Genomic DNA, 17,383 nt, shown 5'->3' with positions numbered 1-17,383 from the left:
AAGGCCTGTGCCTGCTCCGCACGGTTGACGGGCGGCACCGTTTGTCGCGTCAGCGCGCAGTTTGTTCGGCGGCGATCTGTTCCAGCATCACTTGCAGCTGCTCGATATCGTAAGGTTTTTGCAAGGAGCGGGCAGGGAATTCGAGGCGGCGGGTCAACTCGTCACCGTAGCCGGACGCGAACATCAGTGCCAGTTGCGGCCGCTGCGCCAGCGCGCGCCGCGCCAGCTCGACCCCCGAAATGCCGGGCAGGCTGACATCGGTGAACAGCACGTCAAACGTCTGCGAGGCCAGCTGCGGCAGCGCTTCCTCGCCGCTAGCGACCGCCTCGACCTCATGGCCCAGCGCGCGCAGGGTTTCGCACACCAGATAGCGGGCGTCGGCATTGTCTTCCACCACCAGCAGGCGCAACGGCGCACCGCCGGCCGCCAGCGGCGCCACGGCGGACGGCGTCAGCGTGCACAGGATGCCGGCCACGCCACTGTCGACGCGGACCGGCGTGTAATACAGATCCAGTGCCTGCTGTTCGATACCGCCGTTACGGCAGACCGGCAGGCTGCAGCCGCGATAGGCGAGACTGTGGCCAGCGCGCGCCTCGGCGATGGCACCGCTGTTCCAGCTCCAGGCGGCCGGCTGCACCGATGGCACTTGCGCGCCGGGCGCATGCAGGCCGGGCAGGCCGATCAGCTCGGCGTAAGCGGGGTTGTAGACCATGATATGTTGCTCGCCCCACATCAGCAGCATGGCTTGCGGCGAATTGAGCATAATATCGACGGCCAGCCTGAGGCTGGGCGGCCAATGGGCCTGGTCGCCGAGAGCGGTGGACGGCCAATCTGGGGCGGGCGGCGTGACGGCGGCGGGAGAATTCATGCGGTACTGGCGCTCTCTGTTATTGTGAGTGCATCGTACACGGGAAAAAAAAAGCCCGCTACAGTGAGCGGGCTAAATCTATTTCCTTGGAGGGGAATAGAGGAGACAGGTGAATGATGCTGCAATGCGCCATGGAAAGCAAATTTATATTCATAATGTGCGTAATCACTGGCATGAATGAAGCTAGCAAGGAGGGGTAATGGTCACGGTTGTAAAACATCGGAAAGTAAATATAGTCGTTTTGGAACAGGGCGAAGAAATTGGCGGCCATTGCCGCGAGGGTGATATTGCCATCCTGACAGACGACGCCGGCTGGTGGATCAAGTTTGTCGGGGCGGACGGCCATGTGGATTGTTATGGCGATCCGTATCCCTCCTATAACGAAGCCTTGTGGTCGGCCAAGGCGGCGGCGGAATTTGGCACTTAAAAAACATTGCTTCGCAGACAGTGCTGGACAAGCTAGAGGAGTGTCCCTATAATGCTGCTTCTTTCGAACGGCACGCTGTTTGAAAGTGATGCAGCAGAGCAGTTTTGTAAATGGGTTGATTTGGCGGTTCGTGCGCTGAACCAACTAAACGATAGAAAATATCGAACTTTGCAAAACAAAATTAATGCTTTATAATGCTTGCACAGTGCGGCTGTAGCTCAGCTGGATAGAGTACTTGGCTACGAACCAAGGGGTCGTGGGTTCGATTCCTGCCAGCCGCACCACTAGTTTTGCCAGAGGAGTTGGAAGATTCTTCTGTTTTCTACAAGAAAGTGCTGTTATAATCTTCTTGTTTTGCGCGGCTGTAGCTCAGCTGGATAGAGTACTTGGCTACGAACCAAGGGGTCGTGGGTTCGATTCCTGCCAGCCGCACCAGATTTATTAGTTGGGCAGACTGTCGAGTCTGTTTGATAGCAGTAGATGTAAAAGTTAAGCGGCTGTAGCTCAGCTGGATAGAGTACTTGGCTACGAACCAAGGGGTCGTGGGTTCAATTCCTGCCAGCCGCACCAAATATGTAGAAAGGCCTGAAGAGAAATCTTCAGGCCTTTTTGCTTTGTGCCTTGAGATTCCTCAAATACCGTACTCAAGTACGCACGATAGACTGACTCTCTTGACCGGGCGGCTGTCATGGCGAATGATCAGAGCATTGAGCTACGTGTCTCGTTGCAGGAGCCTCAAATGGAAACGTTGGTGGAGATTGTCGAAGAAATCCGTGCCAATTACGTCACAAAAGTCGACTTTCACGCAGCGATGGCTCAGCAGCGCGCCGATTTTAATGGCGCGCTAGCCACCCAGCGTACAGACTTCAAGGAAGCACTTGCCGAGCAGCGTAGCGATTTCAACGCAGCGCTTGTCACTCTGCGTAATGATTTCAAAGAAGAGTTGGGTGGCCTGAGGGGCGGCATGAGGGAATACATCGGCCAATTGCTTACTCATTACGCCACCAAGGAAGACCTGGCAAACACCATAACGTATTCGCGCAATTGGGTGATTAGTGTCGGCCTCTCTCTCGCAGCGTTGCAGTTCACCATGCAAATGGTCTTCTTCCAGTGGTACACCCACCCGCGCTAGCCGCACTGCCGCATATTTCCCTGTTGGCATTTTCTTAAAAATGCCCGATTATCTCTTGATAATCACCAAGGGAGACGGCATGACCATCATCACCAATATTGAAGACCTGCGCGTACTGGCCAAGAAGCGCGTGCCGCGCATGTTTTACGATTATGCTGATGCTGGTTCCTGGACCGAATCCACCTACCGCGCCAATCACGAAGACTTCACCAAGATCAAATTTCGCCAGCGTGTTGCCGTCAACCTGGAAAACCGCTCGCTGGCCAGCAGCATGATCGGCCAGGACGTTGCCATGCCAGTCGCCCTCGCGCCCACCGGCCTGACCGGCATGCAGCACGCTGACGGTGAAATCCTCGCGGCCAAGGCCGCCGAGAAATTCGGCGTACCGTTCACTTTGTCGACCATGAGCATCTGTTCGATTGAAGACATCGCCGCCCATACCAGCAAGCCGTTCTGGTTCCAGCTGTACGTGATGAAGGACCGCGATTTCATCAACCGCCTGATCGACCGCGCCAAGGCCGCCAACTGTTCAGCGCTGGTGTTGACCCTGGACCTGCAAGTGCTGGGCCAGCGCCACAAGGATTTGCGCAACGGCCTGTCCGCGCCGCCGAAAATGACCATCGCCAACCTGATCGACCTTGCCACCAAGCCGCGCTGGTGCCTCGGCATGCTGGGTACGCCGCGCCGCAGCTTCGGCAATATCGTCGGCCATGCCAAATCGGTGTCGGACATGTCCTCGCTGTCCTCGTGGACCTCGCAGCAGTTCGATCTCAGCTTGTCGTGGAAAGATGTGGAGTGGATCAAGCAGCGCTGGGGCGGCAAGCTGATCATCAAAGGCATCATGGATGCGGAAGATGCGCGCCTGTGCGTGGAAAGTGGCGCGGATGCGCTGATCGTCTCCAACCACGGCGGCCGCCAGCTCGACGGCGCCGAGTCCTCAATCGGCGCGTTGCCGCGTATCGCCGATGCAGTCGGCAATCAGATTGAAGTCCATATGGATGGCGGCATTCGCTCGGGCCAGGACGTCATCAAGGCACTGGCGCTGGGCGCGAAAGGCGTCTACATCGGCCGTCCTTTCTTATACGGTTTGGGCGCGATGGGCGAGCAAGGCGTTAGCAAGTGCCTAGACATTATTCGCAACGAGCTGGATTTGACTATGGCCTTCTGCGGCCTGCGCGACGTACGCAAGGTGGATAAAAATATCCTGCTGCCGGGGAGTTTTTGACCATGCTGGATCAAGCAGTAGGACATACCTACATTTCTGGTGAAACACAGGCGCCGAGCCAGCGCATGCAGATGGTGCTGCTCGGCGTGAGGGATGTCGCGAAGGCGGCGCGGTTTTATGAAGCGTTGGGCTGGCAACGCTCGCCGACCAGCAGCGACGGCTTCGTCAAGTTCAACATGGGCGGCTATGCGATTAGCCTGATCAACCGCAGCGATCTTGCCAACGATGCGCTAGAGCCGACTGCTGAGAAGTCTGGTTTCTCCGGCGTTGCGCTGATTCACATGGCGCGTAAGCCGGAGGACGTGCCCTGCATCCTGGCGCAAGCGGAAGCGGCGGGTGGGGTGATCGTCAAGCACGCCACCCGCACCAACTGGGGCATTGCCGGCTACTTCAAGGATCCCGATGGTCACCTGTTTGAAGTTGACTATGAGCCAGTGTGGGTGTTCGATGACGCCCATCACCTCGTAGTCGATAAACTAAATTAGCGCGCTTCCAGCATTTGCAGCACGGCGGCGGTGATTACTGCCGGTTCTGCTTGTGGCACTTCTGTCACGCGGATGTCGCCGAAGGGCTTGCGGGCTTTGCGTAGCTGGTCGGCGCTGGTGTCGAGGCTATCCAGTTCCGAAGCGCGGGCGCGCCAGTACGTTAGCTTGGCGGTTTGCGCTGCTTGTGCCGCTGCCAGCGCCGGGCCGATGTCGCCGTTGATGCTGGTCGTTGGATAGTCGCAACCGGCTCCTCTCTTGCCTTGTTCGACGGCGGTCAGGCAGGCGACTACTGCGTCCAGTTTCGCAGCGCGGTCGGCGGGCAGGGCGTCTTCGTTCATCGGCTCTACCAGCACTAAGCCACTCACATTGGCGCCGCGCGAGCGCAGGGCGAAATGCTGCGCCACCATCGCGCCATAACCTGCGCCGACCAGCACGAACGGACCCTCGATGTGCGCGTTCTTGATCAGGAAATTCAAATCCTTGCTGGCGTTGGCGACGGTCGATGCGCGGATGATCGGATCGCTGGAACCGAGGCCGGCCCGGTCATACACGCAAGCGCGCGTACGCCTCGCCACTTCCGGCAGCACGGCCGACCAATCCCAACCCGCGCGGCCGGTATCGGCTTCGAACAACACGGTCGGCGAGCCTTTACCGGCGCAGTACATATTGAGCTTGCGCCCACCCACATCAACTTTGATTTGCGGCCCGGCGAGAGCGTCTTGTCCAGCCGGCGGCGCTGCGTAAATGCTGGCGCTGGCCAGCAGGAGGGCGAACGGGATCGAGATTTTTTTCATGGATTTTTATACGAGGTTACGTGGCGAGCCGGCGGCCCAGGCTTCAATGTTATCGATCAGCTGATCAACCAGCGTTTGCATCGCTTGCGTGCTGGCCCATGCCGAATGTGGCGTGAGGATGAAGTTGGGCAGGCGCAGGTTGAGCAGGACGTTGTCGGCTGGTGGCGGTTCGGTGATCAGCACATCGAAGCCGGCGCCGGCGATTACGCCGGTGCGTAGCGCGTCTGCCAGCGCCACTTCGTCTACCAGCCCACCGCGCGCGGTGTTGATCAGCAGGGCGTTGCGCTTCATGCGTATCAGCTCTTTGGCGCTGATCATGTTGCGCGTTTTGTCGGTCAGTGGCAGGTGCAGGCTCACCACGTCCGACGTCTCCAGCACTTCGTCGAAGCTGGCTTCGCGCACGCCATCCGCAGCTGCATCCGGCAGTGGGGAGCGATTGTGTACGATGACTTCCATGCCGAACGCGCGCGCGATCTGCGCCGTTGCCTTGCCCAGCGCGCCGTAGCCGAACAGGCCCAGACGGCTGCCCGCCAAATCGGAAATCGGATGACCCAATAAGCAGAAGCGCTCAGACTGCTGCCACAGCCCCGCTTCGATATCGGCGCGATAGGCCACCAGCTGGCGGCGCAGCGCCAGGATCAGTGCAAAGGTATGCTCGGGCAGTGTGTGCACCGCGTAGTTGCGGATGTTGGAGACCACCACGCCGCGCTGCGCTGCCGCTGCCAGGTCGATCATATTGGCGCCGGTAGCCGCCACCGCGATCAGTTTCAAGTCCGGCAGCTGCGCCAGATCGTCCGCCGAGATGGGCACTTTGTTGGTGATGGCGACGGTAGCGCGTGCATCACGCAGGCGCTGCGCGACATCGCCGGCGCGTGTGCCTGGGTAGTCGATCCACTCATGCGCAAAGGAAGGCTTGCGCACATTGGCGATTACGCTATCGCGGTCAAGAAAGACGATGCGTTGGGTCATATGGTTATCTCCATCGATGGCGTGCGCGCTGGCCCTTTCGGCAGGCGCATCGCCGGGTGATTCGAAAACAGTTCGGCTATCCACTCGACAAACACGCGCACCTTGGCCGACAGGTGGCGGTTCTGCGGATACACCACGTGCACCGGCAGCGCGTCGCTGATCCATTCGTCCAGGATGATTTCAAAGCGGCCGTCTTTAATCATGGGCTCCATCAGGAAGTTCGGCATCTGCACGATGCCCAGTCCCGCCAGTCCCGCCGCCGTGTACGAGTTGGTGTCGTTCACCGCGATCAGGCCGGGCAGGGCGACTTGTACGCGCTCGCCGTCGCGCGTGAAGTCCCAGTCGAAGATTTTACCGGTACGCGAAGAAAAATAGTTCACGCAGCGGTGACGCAGCAAGTCGTTCGGATGCGCCGGCCGGCCGTAGCGTTCCAGATAGCCGGGCGTGGCACAGGTTACAAAGTGCAGGATGCCGACCCGGCGCGCGATCAGGCTCGAATCGCCCAACTGCCCGCCGCGCACCGCGCAGTCCACGCCTTCCTCGACCAGGTCCACGGTACGGTCGCTGGCGCCCAGCTCCAGCTGGATATCCGGATAGCGCTCGAAAAAGTCCGGCAGGGCGGGCACAATCACCTCGCTCGACAAGCCAGTCGGCGCATCCACCCGCAGCCGCCCGGAAGGACTGAGCCGGGTGCGCGACAGCGACTCCTCGGCCTCGCGCACGTCCGACAAAATCCGCAAACAGCGCTCATAATAGGCGGCGCCATCAGCCGTCACGCTCACGTGGCGCGTGGTCCGATGCAATAATTTGGCCGCCAGCGACGTCTCCAGGGCCTGGATCAGGGTAGACACCGTCGCCTTGGGCAGCTTCATATTTTCCGCTGCGCGCGTGAAGCCGCCGGCGTCCACCACCTGTACAAACACTTCCATCGCTTGAAGTTTATTCATCTTTCACCCTCATTGTTCGGGATTCTGAACAATCAATTCATCTTTGCCGTATTTATCGGATTGTAGAACAAGTTTAAGATTGCTGTACTGCACAAACGTATTGCACAAAATACAGACGAAGAAAGGAGGACTTATCATGAAATATCGGGATGCAATTTTTGCAACGATCACACTGGCGGCAACGTCGGTAGCACTGGCAGGCGTGGTATATACCGACGCCTATTCTCATACCGCGAAAGCGGAAGTTCGTGGCGTTCGCGCCCTCACGCTGGTGGCCAGCGGTGACGAGATCGTTTGTGATCCTGTTACCATGTTGTCCTCCAATGAATCGGGTACGGTGCAACAATGAACAATCCAGTAGAGAAGCTGCCGACGCTGTCGGACCAACTAAAAATCCGCGCACTTGAAGTCAAAGGCGCGGAAGGTCCATTGGCGGCGCGTCTCTACACCAGCGGTGAAGTCGCCATCAAACGCGACACGCTGCTGGTCTTCTTTCACGCCGGCGGCTTTGTCGGCGGCGACCTGGAAGACGCGGATATTTTCCTGCGCCATTTGGCAGACGACAGCCCGCACGTCAGCGTGCTAGCCTCGGCCTACACGCTGGCGACGGAAAAGCCGTTTCCGGCGGCGGTCGAAGATGCACACGCAGTGCTGCTGTGGGCCAAGAAGAACAAGGCCAAGTTGGGCTGGACCGGCAAGCAGCTGCTGGTGTCCGGCATTGAAGCGGGCGCCAACCTGGCAGCAGTGGTAGCGCTGATGTCACGTGATCGCGGCGGTCCAGCACTGACGGGCCAAATCCTGATCATGCCGATGCTTGATCCAGGCCTGACCACTTGCTCGATGCGCGAGATGCAGGCCGCACCGGAATTGCTGGACGTGGCCGACGCTTGCGCGAAAGCCTACCGCGGCTACCTGCCGAATGCCGCCGACCGCACGCACCCATACGCCTCGCCGCTGCAATCGAGCCGTTTGAAAAACCTGCCGCAGGCATTGATCCTGTCGACCGAAGATGATCCGCTGCGCGACGAAGCGGAACAATATGGCGCCAAGCTGATTTCGTGCGGCGTCAAAACCACTGTCCGGCGCATGCAGCCGGCGCCTCTGAACGATTTAGAGGCACGCAACGAATGCGCTTGCCGATGTCAAGCGCTGGGAGAAATCGCCGGCTTCATCGCCGGCCTGGACCGGTCTGAGACACCGCCAGCCGCATAGGATTCCCCAACCCTAAAGCAGTAAAGAGTCACGTCCCCATTGGCTTGCCAGCGGGGCGCTAGTACCGTGTTTTCTCGATTTTCCTGAGACCGCCCGGTGCCGCCTTTTCTATTAATAATTTTCATACAAAAAGGATTTAAAATGAAAAACATTAAATCAATGACTGTCGTAGCCCGACCTTTGGTCGCCGCTATGGCGCTGGCGGGCCTGGCCGCAATTGCACTTTCCGGCTGTGGCGAAGCCACCGGCAAGGCAGCAGAAGCACCGGCAGGTGCGGGCGGTCCTCCAATTTCGGCAGCAGCCGTGGTCGAGAAAACCATCATCGAGACGCAGGAGTTCTCGGGCCGTCTGGAAGCCATCGAGCAAGTGCAGATTCGTCCGCGCGTTGGCGGCTTCATCACCGCGATCAACTTCAAACCGGGTTCGCAAGTGAAGAAGGGCGACGTCCTGTTCGTCATCGATCCGCGTCCGTTCCAGGCTGAAGCCAACCGTGCCGAAGCCGCCGCCAACTCGGCGCGCGCCAAGGCCGACCTGGCGAAAGTGGAACTGGTCCGCGCCGAAAAACTGCTGGCCGATAAAGCCATCGCGCAGCGCGAGTATGACGCTTCGGCATCGGGTTACAAGCAGCTGGACGCCGACGCCCGCGCCGCACAAGCGCAGTACGAAGCAGCCAAGCTGAATCTGAGCTACACCCAAGTGACTTCGCCGATCAACGGCCGTGTATCGAAAGCGGAAATCACGCTGGGTAACCTGGTCGACGCATCGGCCGTGCTGACCTCCGTGGTGTCGCTGGACCAGATCTACGCATCGTTCGATGGTGACGAAGACACCTACCTGCGCGTCGGCGCCGCTGCCCACCAAGGCAAGCCAGCCACCGTGAAGATCGGCCTCGCCAACGAAACCGGCTTCCCGCATGAAGGCAAGCTGGAATTCGTCGACAACCAGCTCGACGTCCGTAGTGGCTCGGTGCGCATGCGCGCTACCCTTGCCAACAAGGACGGCATCCTGGTGCCAGGTTTGTTCGCCCGCGTGCAGCTGGAAGGCAGCACCGGCGCCAAGGCCGCAGTGCTGATCAACGATCGCGCCGTCAACACGGACCAGAACCGCAAGTTCGTGTTCGTAGTCGACAAGGACAACAAGGCTGAATACCGTCCGGTCATTCTGGGCCAGCAAATCGACGGCCTGCGCGTGGTGCGCGATGGCTTGAAGCCGGGCGAGAAGATCGTCGTCAACGGCCTGCAACGCGTGAAGCCAGGTTCGCCGCTGACCCCGACCGTGGTGCCGATGGATTCCGATCCGCTGGCAGCCAACGTGGCCAAGAAAGAAGAGAAAGTAGCCGTTGCCAAAACGGGCACCTCCAAGGAATAATTAAATGAACATCTCTCGATTTTTCGTCGACAAGCCGATCTTCGCGGCGGTACTGTCGATCGTTATCTTTGTCGCCGGCTTGATCTCCATCTTCAAGCTGCCGATCTCGGAGTATCCGGACGTGGTGCCGCCATCGGTGGTGGTGCGCGCGCAGTATCCGGGTGCGAATCCGAAGATCATTGCCGAAACCGTGGCCGCGCCGCTTGAGGAACAGATCAACGGCGTTGAGAACATGCTGTACATGTCCTCGCAAAATACCTCGGACGGTGCGCTGGCGCTGACCGTCACCTTCAAGATCGGCACCAACGTCGAGCAAGCTGAAACCCAGGTGCAGAACCGCGTCCAACGCGCGCTGCCACGCCTGCCGGAAGAAGTGCGCCAGATCGGCGTGACGACGGTGAAGGCTTCGCCTAACCTGACCATGGTGGTCCACCTGAATTCGCCGAACGGCCGTTACGACGACCTGTATCTGCGCAATTACGCGGTGCTGAACATCAAAGACCAACTGGCACGCTTGCCCGGTATGGGCGAGGTACAGCTGTTTGGTTCGGGCGACTACGCCATGCGCGTCTGGCTCGATCCTCAGAAAGTGGCGCAGCGCGGCCTGACCGCAGGTGATGTGGTCAATGCTGTTCGCGAGCAGAACGTGCAAGTGGCTGCCGGTGTAATCGGCCAAGGCCCAAGCAAAAACGCGGACTTCCAGCTGACCGTCAACACGCAAGGCCGTTTGCAGTCGGAAGAAGAATTCGGCAACATCATCCTGAAGACCAACGCTGACGGCGCGGTAACGCTGCTGAAGGACGTGGCGCGCCTGGAGATGGGTTCGAACTCCTACGCACTGCGCTCGCTGCTGAACAACAAATCGGCAGTCGCGATTCCCATTTTCGAAGCTCCGAACGCCAACGCGCTGCAACTGTCGTCCGACGTGCGTGCAACCATGGCTCGCCTGTCGAAAGATTTCCCGGAAGGCGTCGAATACAGCATTGTGTACGACCCGACCCAATTCGTGCGTGAATCGATCCGCTCCGTGATCCACACTCTGGTTGAGGCTATCATCCTGGTGGCACTGGTGGTGATCGTGTTCCTGCAAACCTGGCGTGCATCGTTGATACCGCTGCTGGCCGTTCCTGTGTCGGTGGTGGGTACCTTCGCCGTGATGCTGGGCTTTGGCTTCTCGATCAATACGCTGTCGCTGTTCGGCCTTGTGCTGGCTATCGGTATCGTGGTCGATGATGCGATCGTGGTGGTGGAAAACGTCGAGCGTAATATTCACGACGGCTTGAATCCACGCGAAGCGACCATCCAGGCGATGAAAGAGGTAAGCGGTCCGATTATCGCGATTGCACTGGTGCTGTGCGCCGTGTTCGTACCGATCGCGTTTGTCTCCGGCCTGTCCGGCCAGTTCTACAAGCAGTTCGCACTGACCATCGCGATTTCGACCGTGATCTCGGCATTCAGCTCGCTGACCCTGGCGCCTGCGCTGGCGGCATCGCTGCTGAAACCGACCAACGCACCGAAAGATGCGCTGACCCGTGGCATGGACAAAGTCTTCGGCGGCTTCTTCGCCTGGTTCAACCGCTTCTTCAACCGCGCATCGCACAGCTATGAAGCCGGCGTGACCGGCGTGTTGAAACGCAAAGGTGGTTCGCTGGTGGTGTACGCCGTGCTGGCTGTTGCTGCGGGCTTCATGTTCAAAGTGGTGCCACCTGGCTTCGTACCGGCGCAGGACAAGCAGTACCTGATCGGTTTCGCACAACTGCCTGACGCAGCGTCGCTGGACCGCACCGATGCTGTGATTCGCAAGATGTCGGACATCGCCAAGGAAATCCCGGGCGTGGAGAACTCAATCTCCTTCCCAGGCCTGTCGATCAATGGCTTCACCAACGCGCCTAACGCCGGTATCGTGTTCACTGGTTTGAAACCATTCGACCAGCGTACCAAGCCTAGCGAATCGGCCGAAGCGATTGCCGCTGAAATCAACAAGCGCATGGGCGCGATTGAAGGCGCGTTTGTGATGGTGCTGCCACCACCGCCAGTCAATGGCCTGGGCACCACCGGCGGCTTCAAGCTGATGATCGAAGACCGTGATAACTTGGGTTACGACGCGCTGTACAAAGCCGTGCAAGCGGTGCAGATGAAAGCGTGGCAGAACCCGAAACTGGCCGGCGTCTTCTCGAGCTACCAGATCAACGTGCCGCAGCTGTTCGCTGACATTGACCGCGCCAAGGCCAAGCAACTGGGCGTGCCGCTGAATACCATCTACCAGACCTTGCAGATCAATCTGGGCTCGCTGTATGTGAACGACTTCAATCAGTTTGGCCGTACCTATCAGGTGCGTGTGCAGGCTGACCAGCAATTCCGTTCGCACGCAGAAGATATCGCCCAGCTGAAAGTCCGCAACGACAAGGGCGAGATGATTCCCCTGTCCTCGCTGATGCGCGTGAAAGACAGCTATGGCCCGGATCGCGTACAGCGCTACAACGCCTACGTGGCCGCAGAGATCAACGGTGCTCCAGCTCCTGGCGTATCGTCGGGCGAAGCACAGGCCGAGATGACCAAGATCGTCAACGAAGTCCTGCCGAAGGGTATAGGCTACGAATGGACGGAGCTGGTGTATCAGGACATCCTGTCGGGTAACACCATGATTTACGTGTTCCCACTGTGCGTACTGCTGGTATTCCTGGTACTGGCTGCGCAATACGAAAGCTGGACCCTGCCGCTGGCCGTGATCCTGATCGTACCGATGTCGATCCTGTGCGCGCTGATTGGCGTGAAGCTGACCCACGGCGATAACAACGTGTTCACCCAGATTGCGCTGTTCGTGCTGGTTGGCCTGGCGTCGAAGAATGCGATTCTGATCGTAGAGTTTGCGCGGGAGCTGGAACACCATGGCCGTACCATCGTAGAAGCCGCGCTGGAAGCTTGCCGCCTGCGTCTGCGTCCGATTCTGATGACGTCGATCGCATTCATCATGGGCGTGCTGCCACTGGTGTTCTCGCACGGTGCCGGTGCCGAAATGCGTCATGCAATGGGTGTGGCGGTGTTTGCCGGCATGCTGGGCGTGACCTTCTTCGGCCTGTTCCTGACGCCGGTGTTCTACGTCCTGCTGCGTACCCTGGCGGTGCGCATGGAGAAAAAACCTGCCGTGGCTGGCGATGCCGCCCCGGCAAAACTGGAAGGGACCCACTGATATGAACAAGCTGCATATGATCGCAAAAGGCGTCGCGCCGATTCTCGCGGCCTTGCTGATGACCGCGTGCGCTGCACCGGAATTCAAGCAGCCTGCGATGGACGTGCCGACCGCGTTCAAAGAATCGCAAGCTCCTGACGCAGCGGCCACCAAGACCGCTGCTGACGGCAGCACCTGGAAGCAGGCGCAGGCCGCCGAAGCGCAACCGCGCGGCGAGTGGTGGCTAGCTTTCAATGACTCGGCCTTGAATGAGCTGGTCAACGAAGCCACCCGCGCCAACGCCAACCTGGCCGTGGCTGCGGCCCGCGTCAAGCAGGCGCGCGCCATTGCCGGTATCGCTGAAGCGGACCGCATTCCGCAAGTCGGCATCGCTGCCGGTGCGCAGCGCGTGCAGCAGTCGGATGTGGCGCTTGGCCTGCCTGCCGGTACGCCGGTAGCGCCGGGCAAGGTGTTCAACGCCAACCTGACGGCGAGCTACGAGGTTGATTTGTTCGGCCGCGTATCGTCCAACGTGGCAGCGGCGCGTGGTGACGCGGCTTCGGTTGAAGCCAACTACCGCTCGGTGCTGTTGGCCGTGCAAGCCGATGTGGCGCAGACTTACTTCCGCCTGCGTTCCACCGACGCGGAACTGGAAACGCTGAACCGCACGGTGCAGACGCGTGAAGAAAACGTCAAAGTCAACCAGCGTCGTTTTGACCTGGGCGATATCGGCGAATTTGATCTGTCGCGTGCCAAGACCGAACTGGCGACGGCGCGAGCCGAAGCCATTGGCCTGCAGCGTCAACGCGTGACCACCGAGCATGCGCTGGCGGTCCTGCTGGGCAAACCGGCGGCCAGCTACACGGCCGGCGCGAGCCCGCTGCTGGACACCACGCTGCTGCCGGTGATTCCTGCCGGCCTGCCATCGACGCTGCTGGAACGTCGTCCGGACATCGCTGCTGCACAGCGTTCGATGGAAGCGTCGAATGCGCGTATCGGTGTGGCGCGTTCGGCCATGTTCCCGTCGCTGATGCTGAACGCGAATGCGGGCGGCACTTCGGCTGGCACCGTAGCGGATGTGTTCAAGTGGAGCAGCCGTTCGTGGCTGCTGGGCGCAGCGTTGTCGATGCCGTTGATCGATGGTGGCCGCAATAAGGCCAACATCACCCGCAGCGAAGCAGCGTTGGAGGAATCGGTTGGTACGTATCGTCAGAGCGTGCTGACGGCGTTTGCGGAAGTGGAAGACAACCTGGCAGGCCTGCGTATCCTGGCTGGCCAGACGGCACAGATTGATGATGCCGTGGTGTCGGCCCGCCGCTCCGCTGATCTGGCGCAGAAGCTGTACACGGCTGGCCGTTCGAGCTACCTCGATCTGCTGGACGCGCAGCGCAATCTGGCTGCGGTGGAACGCAGCGCGGTGCAGTTGCGTGGCAATCGCGCAGTCACCACCGTGGCGCTGATTCGCGCACTGGGTGGCGGCTGGGGCGATGCGCCGCCAACCAAACTGGCGCAGCAATAATGGAAAAAACCGCCTGCACTGAGCGCGATCTTGAGCGCGTTCAGGCGGGCGGTTTTTTTTTCGCCGCAGCCTACAGCGTCACTGGCAGCCGCACGGACAAGGAAACGTCCGGTGTGTCGCGGGTCAGCCCGGCGCCCACCGTCACGCTGATGGTGCGCTGAGCGCTGATGCGGTAGGAGAAGCCGGTCACCAGCGTGCCCAGCTGGGTGCGCACCGAGGCCGGCACCGGCACGCCGTTCTGGCGCGTGCGGGCAATCGAGCTATGGTCATAGCCCAGGCTGAGCGAGGCCTTGTCATTCAACGCCAGACCCATACCGAAGTTGAAGCCGATCACATCGCCCGGCGCAATGGTGCCCAGCCATTCCATTTCGCCGTTCAGCACCTTGCGGCCGATGTTGTTGCGCTTGAAGTTATGCAGGTAGCTCACGCTGCCAAAGAAAATCGCCGGATCGGACGGGAATAGCCAGGTCAGGCTGGGCTGCAAGGCATAGAAGCCCGAGCCGGTCGGCAGGTCCAGCGGCAGGCCGGTGCCGGTGGCGTTATCGCCCACGCAGCGCTGGGTGCAGTCGGTGACCACTTCGAACGGATCACGGCCGGTGCGGGTTTTCAGACGCAGCCCGCCGACATAGTAGGCGCTGTCGGGACCACCCTCGTTGAGCTGGCGCCGCAACGCCAGTTCCAGGTCGCCGGCGCCTTTGCCGTTGGTGCCGAATACTTGGTCCACTGCGGTGCCGGTAAACAGTTCACGGCTCATGGTAGTGTCGGACCGGTAGACATACGGCAGTTTGACTTCGATCTCGGTGCGGCTGTTCAGGCCATATCGCCCGGTCAGCGCGGCGGTGAGCGTGTTGCGCTTGACCTCACGCACGTCGACCAGGCCGATCAGCAGTGCCGGAATAATCGTATAGCCGACCAGCGCGACCCGGTTGCTGGACGAGTAGCCGAACTGCAGCGAGGGCTCCAGCACGAACTGGCCTTTAGCGGTCAGCACCCCAGGCTGCTCGAACAAGGGCGCCACTTCCGGCGGCCGGCTGTCGCGCGGCGGCGCCTGGCCGACCGTGTCACTGGCCTGGCCGGCGCCGCGCTGCTTGGCCAGCGCGGCCGGTGTCGCCGCGACGAGCTGTTGCAGCAGGCGCTGCTGCTCGTCCAATTGCTGCTGCATGGCTGCCAGCCGCGCCCTGAGGGCGTCGATGGCGATGGGTTGCTCCTGGGCCTGTGCCGCGCAGCTGGTCAACAGCAGCAACGCTGCCCCAGTGCACAATGGTCGGGTAAGCGCCATAGTGATGTCCTTTGTCATGCGGGCGCGTCAATGCGGCCCGACTCCATACGCCAAGGCCTGGCGCAAGCTTCCTTCGAAATTGATATTGCGTAGCGCCGACAAGCTGTTGACCGAGGCGCTAATGGTGGTCTGGCTGCGCAGCAGCTGGTCGTTGGCGCTGTTCTGCAGCACCAGCCCGGCCATCGCACCTGGCATCGCGCCCGGCATGGCCTGGTTGCCCACGCCGTTCTGCACCACGGTGTAGTTCGAGGGCAGCAGACCTTGGGTTTGCGCGTCCGCCTGGGCATTGGCGCCGACGCTGAAGCTGGCGCTGGAGACAGTGCTGCCGTTGATCGATACCAGCCGCTCGATGCCGATCGACACCATCAGCCCCTGGCCCGTGTCCAGCCCGCCGCGCAGGCTGGCCAGCACCATTTCTTCCACCGGCTGCCAGTCCGGCGGCATCTCGGCGGCACGGGCCGGCATGGCCAGCAGCAGTGCCAGGTACCACATGAGTTTGTGCATGCCAGTCTCCTTGATTTTATTCAGTAGTCGCCCAGGCCATTCTTGGCCATGGTCAGCGTGGACAGGCTGTCACGCGACACCGCGCTGCCCAGCATTGCGCGCGGCGCCACGCGCCATTCATTGGGATCGTTAAATTGGGCGGACCGGGGCGCCGCATGAATCACGAATAGCAGCTTGCTGCGCCACAGTGCCTCGAATGCCGGGCGGCTCATGGCGCGGGTGCCGCCAGCCGGATCGCCGATCAGTACTCGCGTGTCGTCGACGCCTTTCAGCACCACGAAATGGTGATAGCCGTTTTCCTCCAACAGGACAATTGCTGGAAAGCCGGCGCTGCGCAGTTTTTCCAGCGGCAGTTCGAAACCGTCGGCGTGAAAGTCGCGCCGTTCGAGGAAGCGCTTGATGTCCAGCAGCGAAAAACCTTCGCGCCGAATTTTTTGCTGGTCGCCGTTGCGGAACATCTCTTCAAAGGCTTGCTGCTCGGTGAGGGCATAGCCGTAGTGATAGGTGAGCAGGGTGGCCAGCGCGGCGGAGCCGCAGCTGAAGTCATACTGCTGGCGGATGGTGGCGGCGAAACGGGCCTCCTTGAGGCTGGTCACGTGCACCCGCAAATTGGCGTTGCCCAGGCCCATGATGTCGGCGGCGCCGGCAGCCAAGGGCGTGCCTGCGCCCAGTGCCACCATCAGGACTGGCGCCAGCGCGTTCATCGGATTTGCACGTTGACGATGGTGGCGTTCTGGATCAGAACGTTCGCACCGGAATTCTGGATCACCGTCGGCAGGCCGACGGCGTTGGCGAAGGCGCCATCGGTGATGGTGTTGGCGCCAGTGACCACGTTTTGCGCACTGTTGGCGCCTACTGTACCGTTAAGTTTCATGTCATTCCAGACCGGCTCGCTGCCGCCGCGCAGCTGTTCCAGCCGCCGCTCATCCTGGCGCGGTGTGACGCTAAATGGCGCGGTGGTGGCCTTGCTGTCGGCTGTTGTCATTGGCATTGGCTTGGCGTCGGCCGCAGCCTCGGCTGGCGGCACCGCCGTTTCGGCGGCCTGCGCGCTGGCTCCCGTCAGTACGGCAACCACAACGATGGCGATACAGCCACGGTAGATCAATTGATGCATGGTGTCCTCCCGTTCATTACTGTGCCAGGCAGCCCATTGCAGGCCGCCTGGTTGCTGAGGCTTACTTGCCCTTACTTACCCTTACTTGCCAACTGCCAGGTTGGCCTGAACGTTGACGCTTTGCTGGATCAGCGAGGAGAAGCCGTTGTTCTGGCTGATGACCATGATGCCCGCTGCCGATTGGCCGACATTGCTCATCGTGTTGGACATATTGAAGGTGCCGGCATTGACATTGTTGGTGCCGCCCATGCCGCCGGTGCCTGCCGCACCCGCACCGCCATTGGCCATGCCGCCGCTGGTGGTGCCAGCGCTGCCGCCCGCGCCGCCGGTGTTGCCACCGCCGCCGCTGCCGCTGTCACCACCGGCTCCGG

The 17,383-nt window shown here is 60.6% G+C and carries 18 protein-coding genes, 3 tRNA genes and 1 pseudogene; 13 read left to right on the top strand and 9 right to left on the bottom strand.

The features are described 5' to 3' along the window. Positions 1-49: 49 nt before the first annotated feature. A complete protein-coding gene (locus tag GTP46_RS19710; protein WP_161008334.1) occupies positions 50-868 on the bottom strand; it encodes a response regulator in 819 nt (272 codons plus the stop codon). Between the two features lie 199 nt (positions 869-1,067). Here GTP46_RS19710 and GTP46_RS19705 point away from each other — a divergent pair, with 199 nt between their 5' ends. From GTP46_RS19705 to GTP46_RS19670, 8 genes are all read left to right on the top strand, one after another. Beyond that, positions 1,068-1,295 carry a hypothetical protein gene (locus GTP46_RS19705; RefSeq protein WP_161008333.1) on the top strand — a complete coding sequence of 76 codons (228 nt, stop codon included), beginning with the start codon at positions 1,068-1,070 and terminating at the stop codon, positions 1,293-1,295. Positions 1,296-1,346: 51 nt separating this feature from the next. Beyond that, positions 1,347-1,490: a hypothetical protein gene (locus GTP46_RS19700; RefSeq protein WP_161008332.1), complete on the top strand. Its 144-nt coding sequence runs from the start codon at positions 1,347-1,349 to the stop codon at positions 1,488-1,490. Between the two features lie 12 nt (positions 1,491-1,502). Next, positions 1,503-1,579, top strand: a tRNA-Arg gene (locus GTP46_RS19695). A gap of 74 nt (positions 1,580-1,653) precedes the next feature. Next, a tRNA-Arg gene (locus GTP46_RS19690) sits at positions 1,654-1,730 on the top strand. A 58-nt stretch (positions 1,731-1,788) separates the two neighbouring features. After that, positions 1,789-1,865, top strand: a tRNA-Arg gene (locus tag GTP46_RS19685). Positions 1,866-1,983: 118 nt separating this feature from the next. Then, complete coding sequence (locus GTP46_RS19680; protein WP_161008331.1) at positions 1,984-2,427, top strand: hypothetical protein; 444 nt, start codon at positions 1,984-1,986, stop codon at positions 2,425-2,427. A gap of 79 nt (positions 2,428-2,506) precedes the next feature. Next, positions 2,507-3,652, top strand: coding sequence for an alpha-hydroxy acid oxidase (locus GTP46_RS19675; RefSeq protein WP_161008330.1), 1,146 nt, complete (start codon positions 2,507-2,509; stop codon positions 3,650-3,652). Between the two features lie 2 nt (positions 3,653-3,654). Continuing rightward, entirely contained in the window at positions 3,655-4,137 is a 483-nt protein-coding gene (locus GTP46_RS19670) for a VOC family protein (RefSeq protein ID WP_202414356.1), read from the top strand. Here the strand turns inward: GTP46_RS19670 and GTP46_RS19665 are convergent. From GTP46_RS19665 to GTP46_RS19655, 3 genes are read right to left on the bottom strand one after another with little or no spacing between them, the layout of a single operon-like run. Next, entirely contained in the window at positions 4,134-4,931 is a 798-nt protein-coding gene (locus GTP46_RS19665) for an alpha/beta fold hydrolase (protein WP_161008329.1), read from the bottom strand. The genes GTP46_RS19670 and GTP46_RS19665 overlap by 4 nt on opposite strands. 6 nt (positions 4,932-4,937) lie before the next feature. Continuing rightward, a complete protein-coding gene (locus GTP46_RS19660; protein ID WP_161008328.1) occupies positions 4,938-5,900 on the bottom strand; it encodes a D-2-hydroxyacid dehydrogenase in 963 nt (320 codons plus the stop codon). Continuing rightward, positions 5,897-6,847: a LysR family transcriptional regulator gene (locus GTP46_RS19655; RefSeq protein WP_161008327.1), complete on the bottom strand. Its 951-nt coding sequence runs from the start codon at positions 6,845-6,847 to the stop codon at positions 5,897-5,899. The genes GTP46_RS19660 and GTP46_RS19655 overlap by 4 nt, the downstream gene beginning before the upstream one ends. A 136-nt stretch (positions 6,848-6,983) precedes the next feature. On the opposite strand from GTP46_RS19655, the gene GTP46_RS19650 reads away from it, so the two are divergent. From GTP46_RS19650 to GTP46_RS19630, 5 genes are all read left to right on the top strand, one after another. Further along, the gene (locus tag GTP46_RS19650) at positions 6,984-7,196 is read left to right on the top strand and encodes a hypothetical protein (protein WP_161008326.1); all 213 of its coding nucleotides are present in this window, start codon (positions 6,984-6,986) and stop codon (positions 7,194-7,196) included. Beyond that, entirely contained in the window at positions 7,193-8,059 is an 867-nt protein-coding gene (locus GTP46_RS19645; protein WP_161008325.1) for an alpha/beta hydrolase, read from the top strand. The genes GTP46_RS19650 and GTP46_RS19645 overlap by 4 nt, the downstream gene beginning before the upstream one ends. 141 nt (positions 8,060-8,200) lie before the next feature. After that, complete coding sequence (locus tag GTP46_RS19640; protein ID WP_161008324.1) at positions 8,201-9,427, top strand: efflux RND transporter periplasmic adaptor subunit; 1,227 nt, start codon at positions 8,201-8,203, stop codon at positions 9,425-9,427. Between the two features lie 4 nt (positions 9,428-9,431). Beyond that, positions 9,432-12,617 carry an efflux RND transporter permease subunit gene (locus GTP46_RS19635; protein WP_161008323.1) on the top strand — a complete coding sequence of 1,062 codons (3,186 nt, stop codon included), beginning with the start codon at positions 9,432-9,434 and terminating at the stop codon, positions 12,615-12,617. A 1-nt stretch (position 12,618) separates the two neighbouring features. Continuing rightward, on the top strand, positions 12,619-14,115 hold the full coding sequence (locus tag GTP46_RS19630) for an efflux transporter outer membrane subunit (protein WP_161008322.1): 1,497 nt from the start codon (positions 12,619-12,621) through the stop codon (positions 14,113-14,115). A gap of 70 nt (positions 14,116-14,185) precedes the next feature. Here the strand turns inward: GTP46_RS19630 and GTP46_RS19625 are convergent, their stop codons facing one another. The 5 genes and pseudogenes from GTP46_RS19625 to GTP46_RS19605 form a co-directional block, all read right to left on the bottom strand. Next, complete coding sequence (locus GTP46_RS19625; protein ID WP_229259030.1) at positions 14,186-15,394, bottom strand: type IV pilus assembly protein FimV; 1,209 nt, start codon at positions 15,392-15,394, stop codon at positions 14,186-14,188. Between the two features lie 27 nt (positions 15,395-15,421). Continuing rightward, entirely contained in the window at positions 15,422-15,898 is a 477-nt protein-coding gene (locus GTP46_RS19620; RefSeq protein WP_161008321.1) for a hypothetical protein, read from the bottom strand. Between the two features lie 20 nt (positions 15,899-15,918). Beyond that, positions 15,919-16,602, bottom strand: a complete 684-nt coding sequence (locus GTP46_RS19615; RefSeq protein ID WP_161008320.1) for a C39 family peptidase — start codon at positions 16,600-16,602, stop codon at positions 15,919-15,921. Beyond that, positions 16,599-17,012: a hypothetical protein gene (locus tag GTP46_RS29510; protein ID WP_202414355.1), complete on the bottom strand. Its 414-nt coding sequence runs from the start codon at positions 17,010-17,012 to the stop codon at positions 16,599-16,601. The genes GTP46_RS19615 and GTP46_RS29510 overlap by 4 nt, the downstream gene beginning before the upstream one ends. Positions 17,013-17,093: 81 nt before the next feature. Continuing rightward, positions 17,094-17,383, bottom strand: a pseudogene (locus tag GTP46_RS19605) (hypothetical protein); the annotation flags it as partial.

This window comes from Duganella flavida, assembly GCF_009857445.1.
Classification (GTDB): Bacteria; Pseudomonadota; Gammaproteobacteria; order Burkholderiales; family Burkholderiaceae_D; genus Rugamonas; species Rugamonas flavida.
The sequence above is the reverse complement of the archived record's forward strand: the minus strand, read 5'-3'. Positions and strand labels throughout refer to the sequence as shown.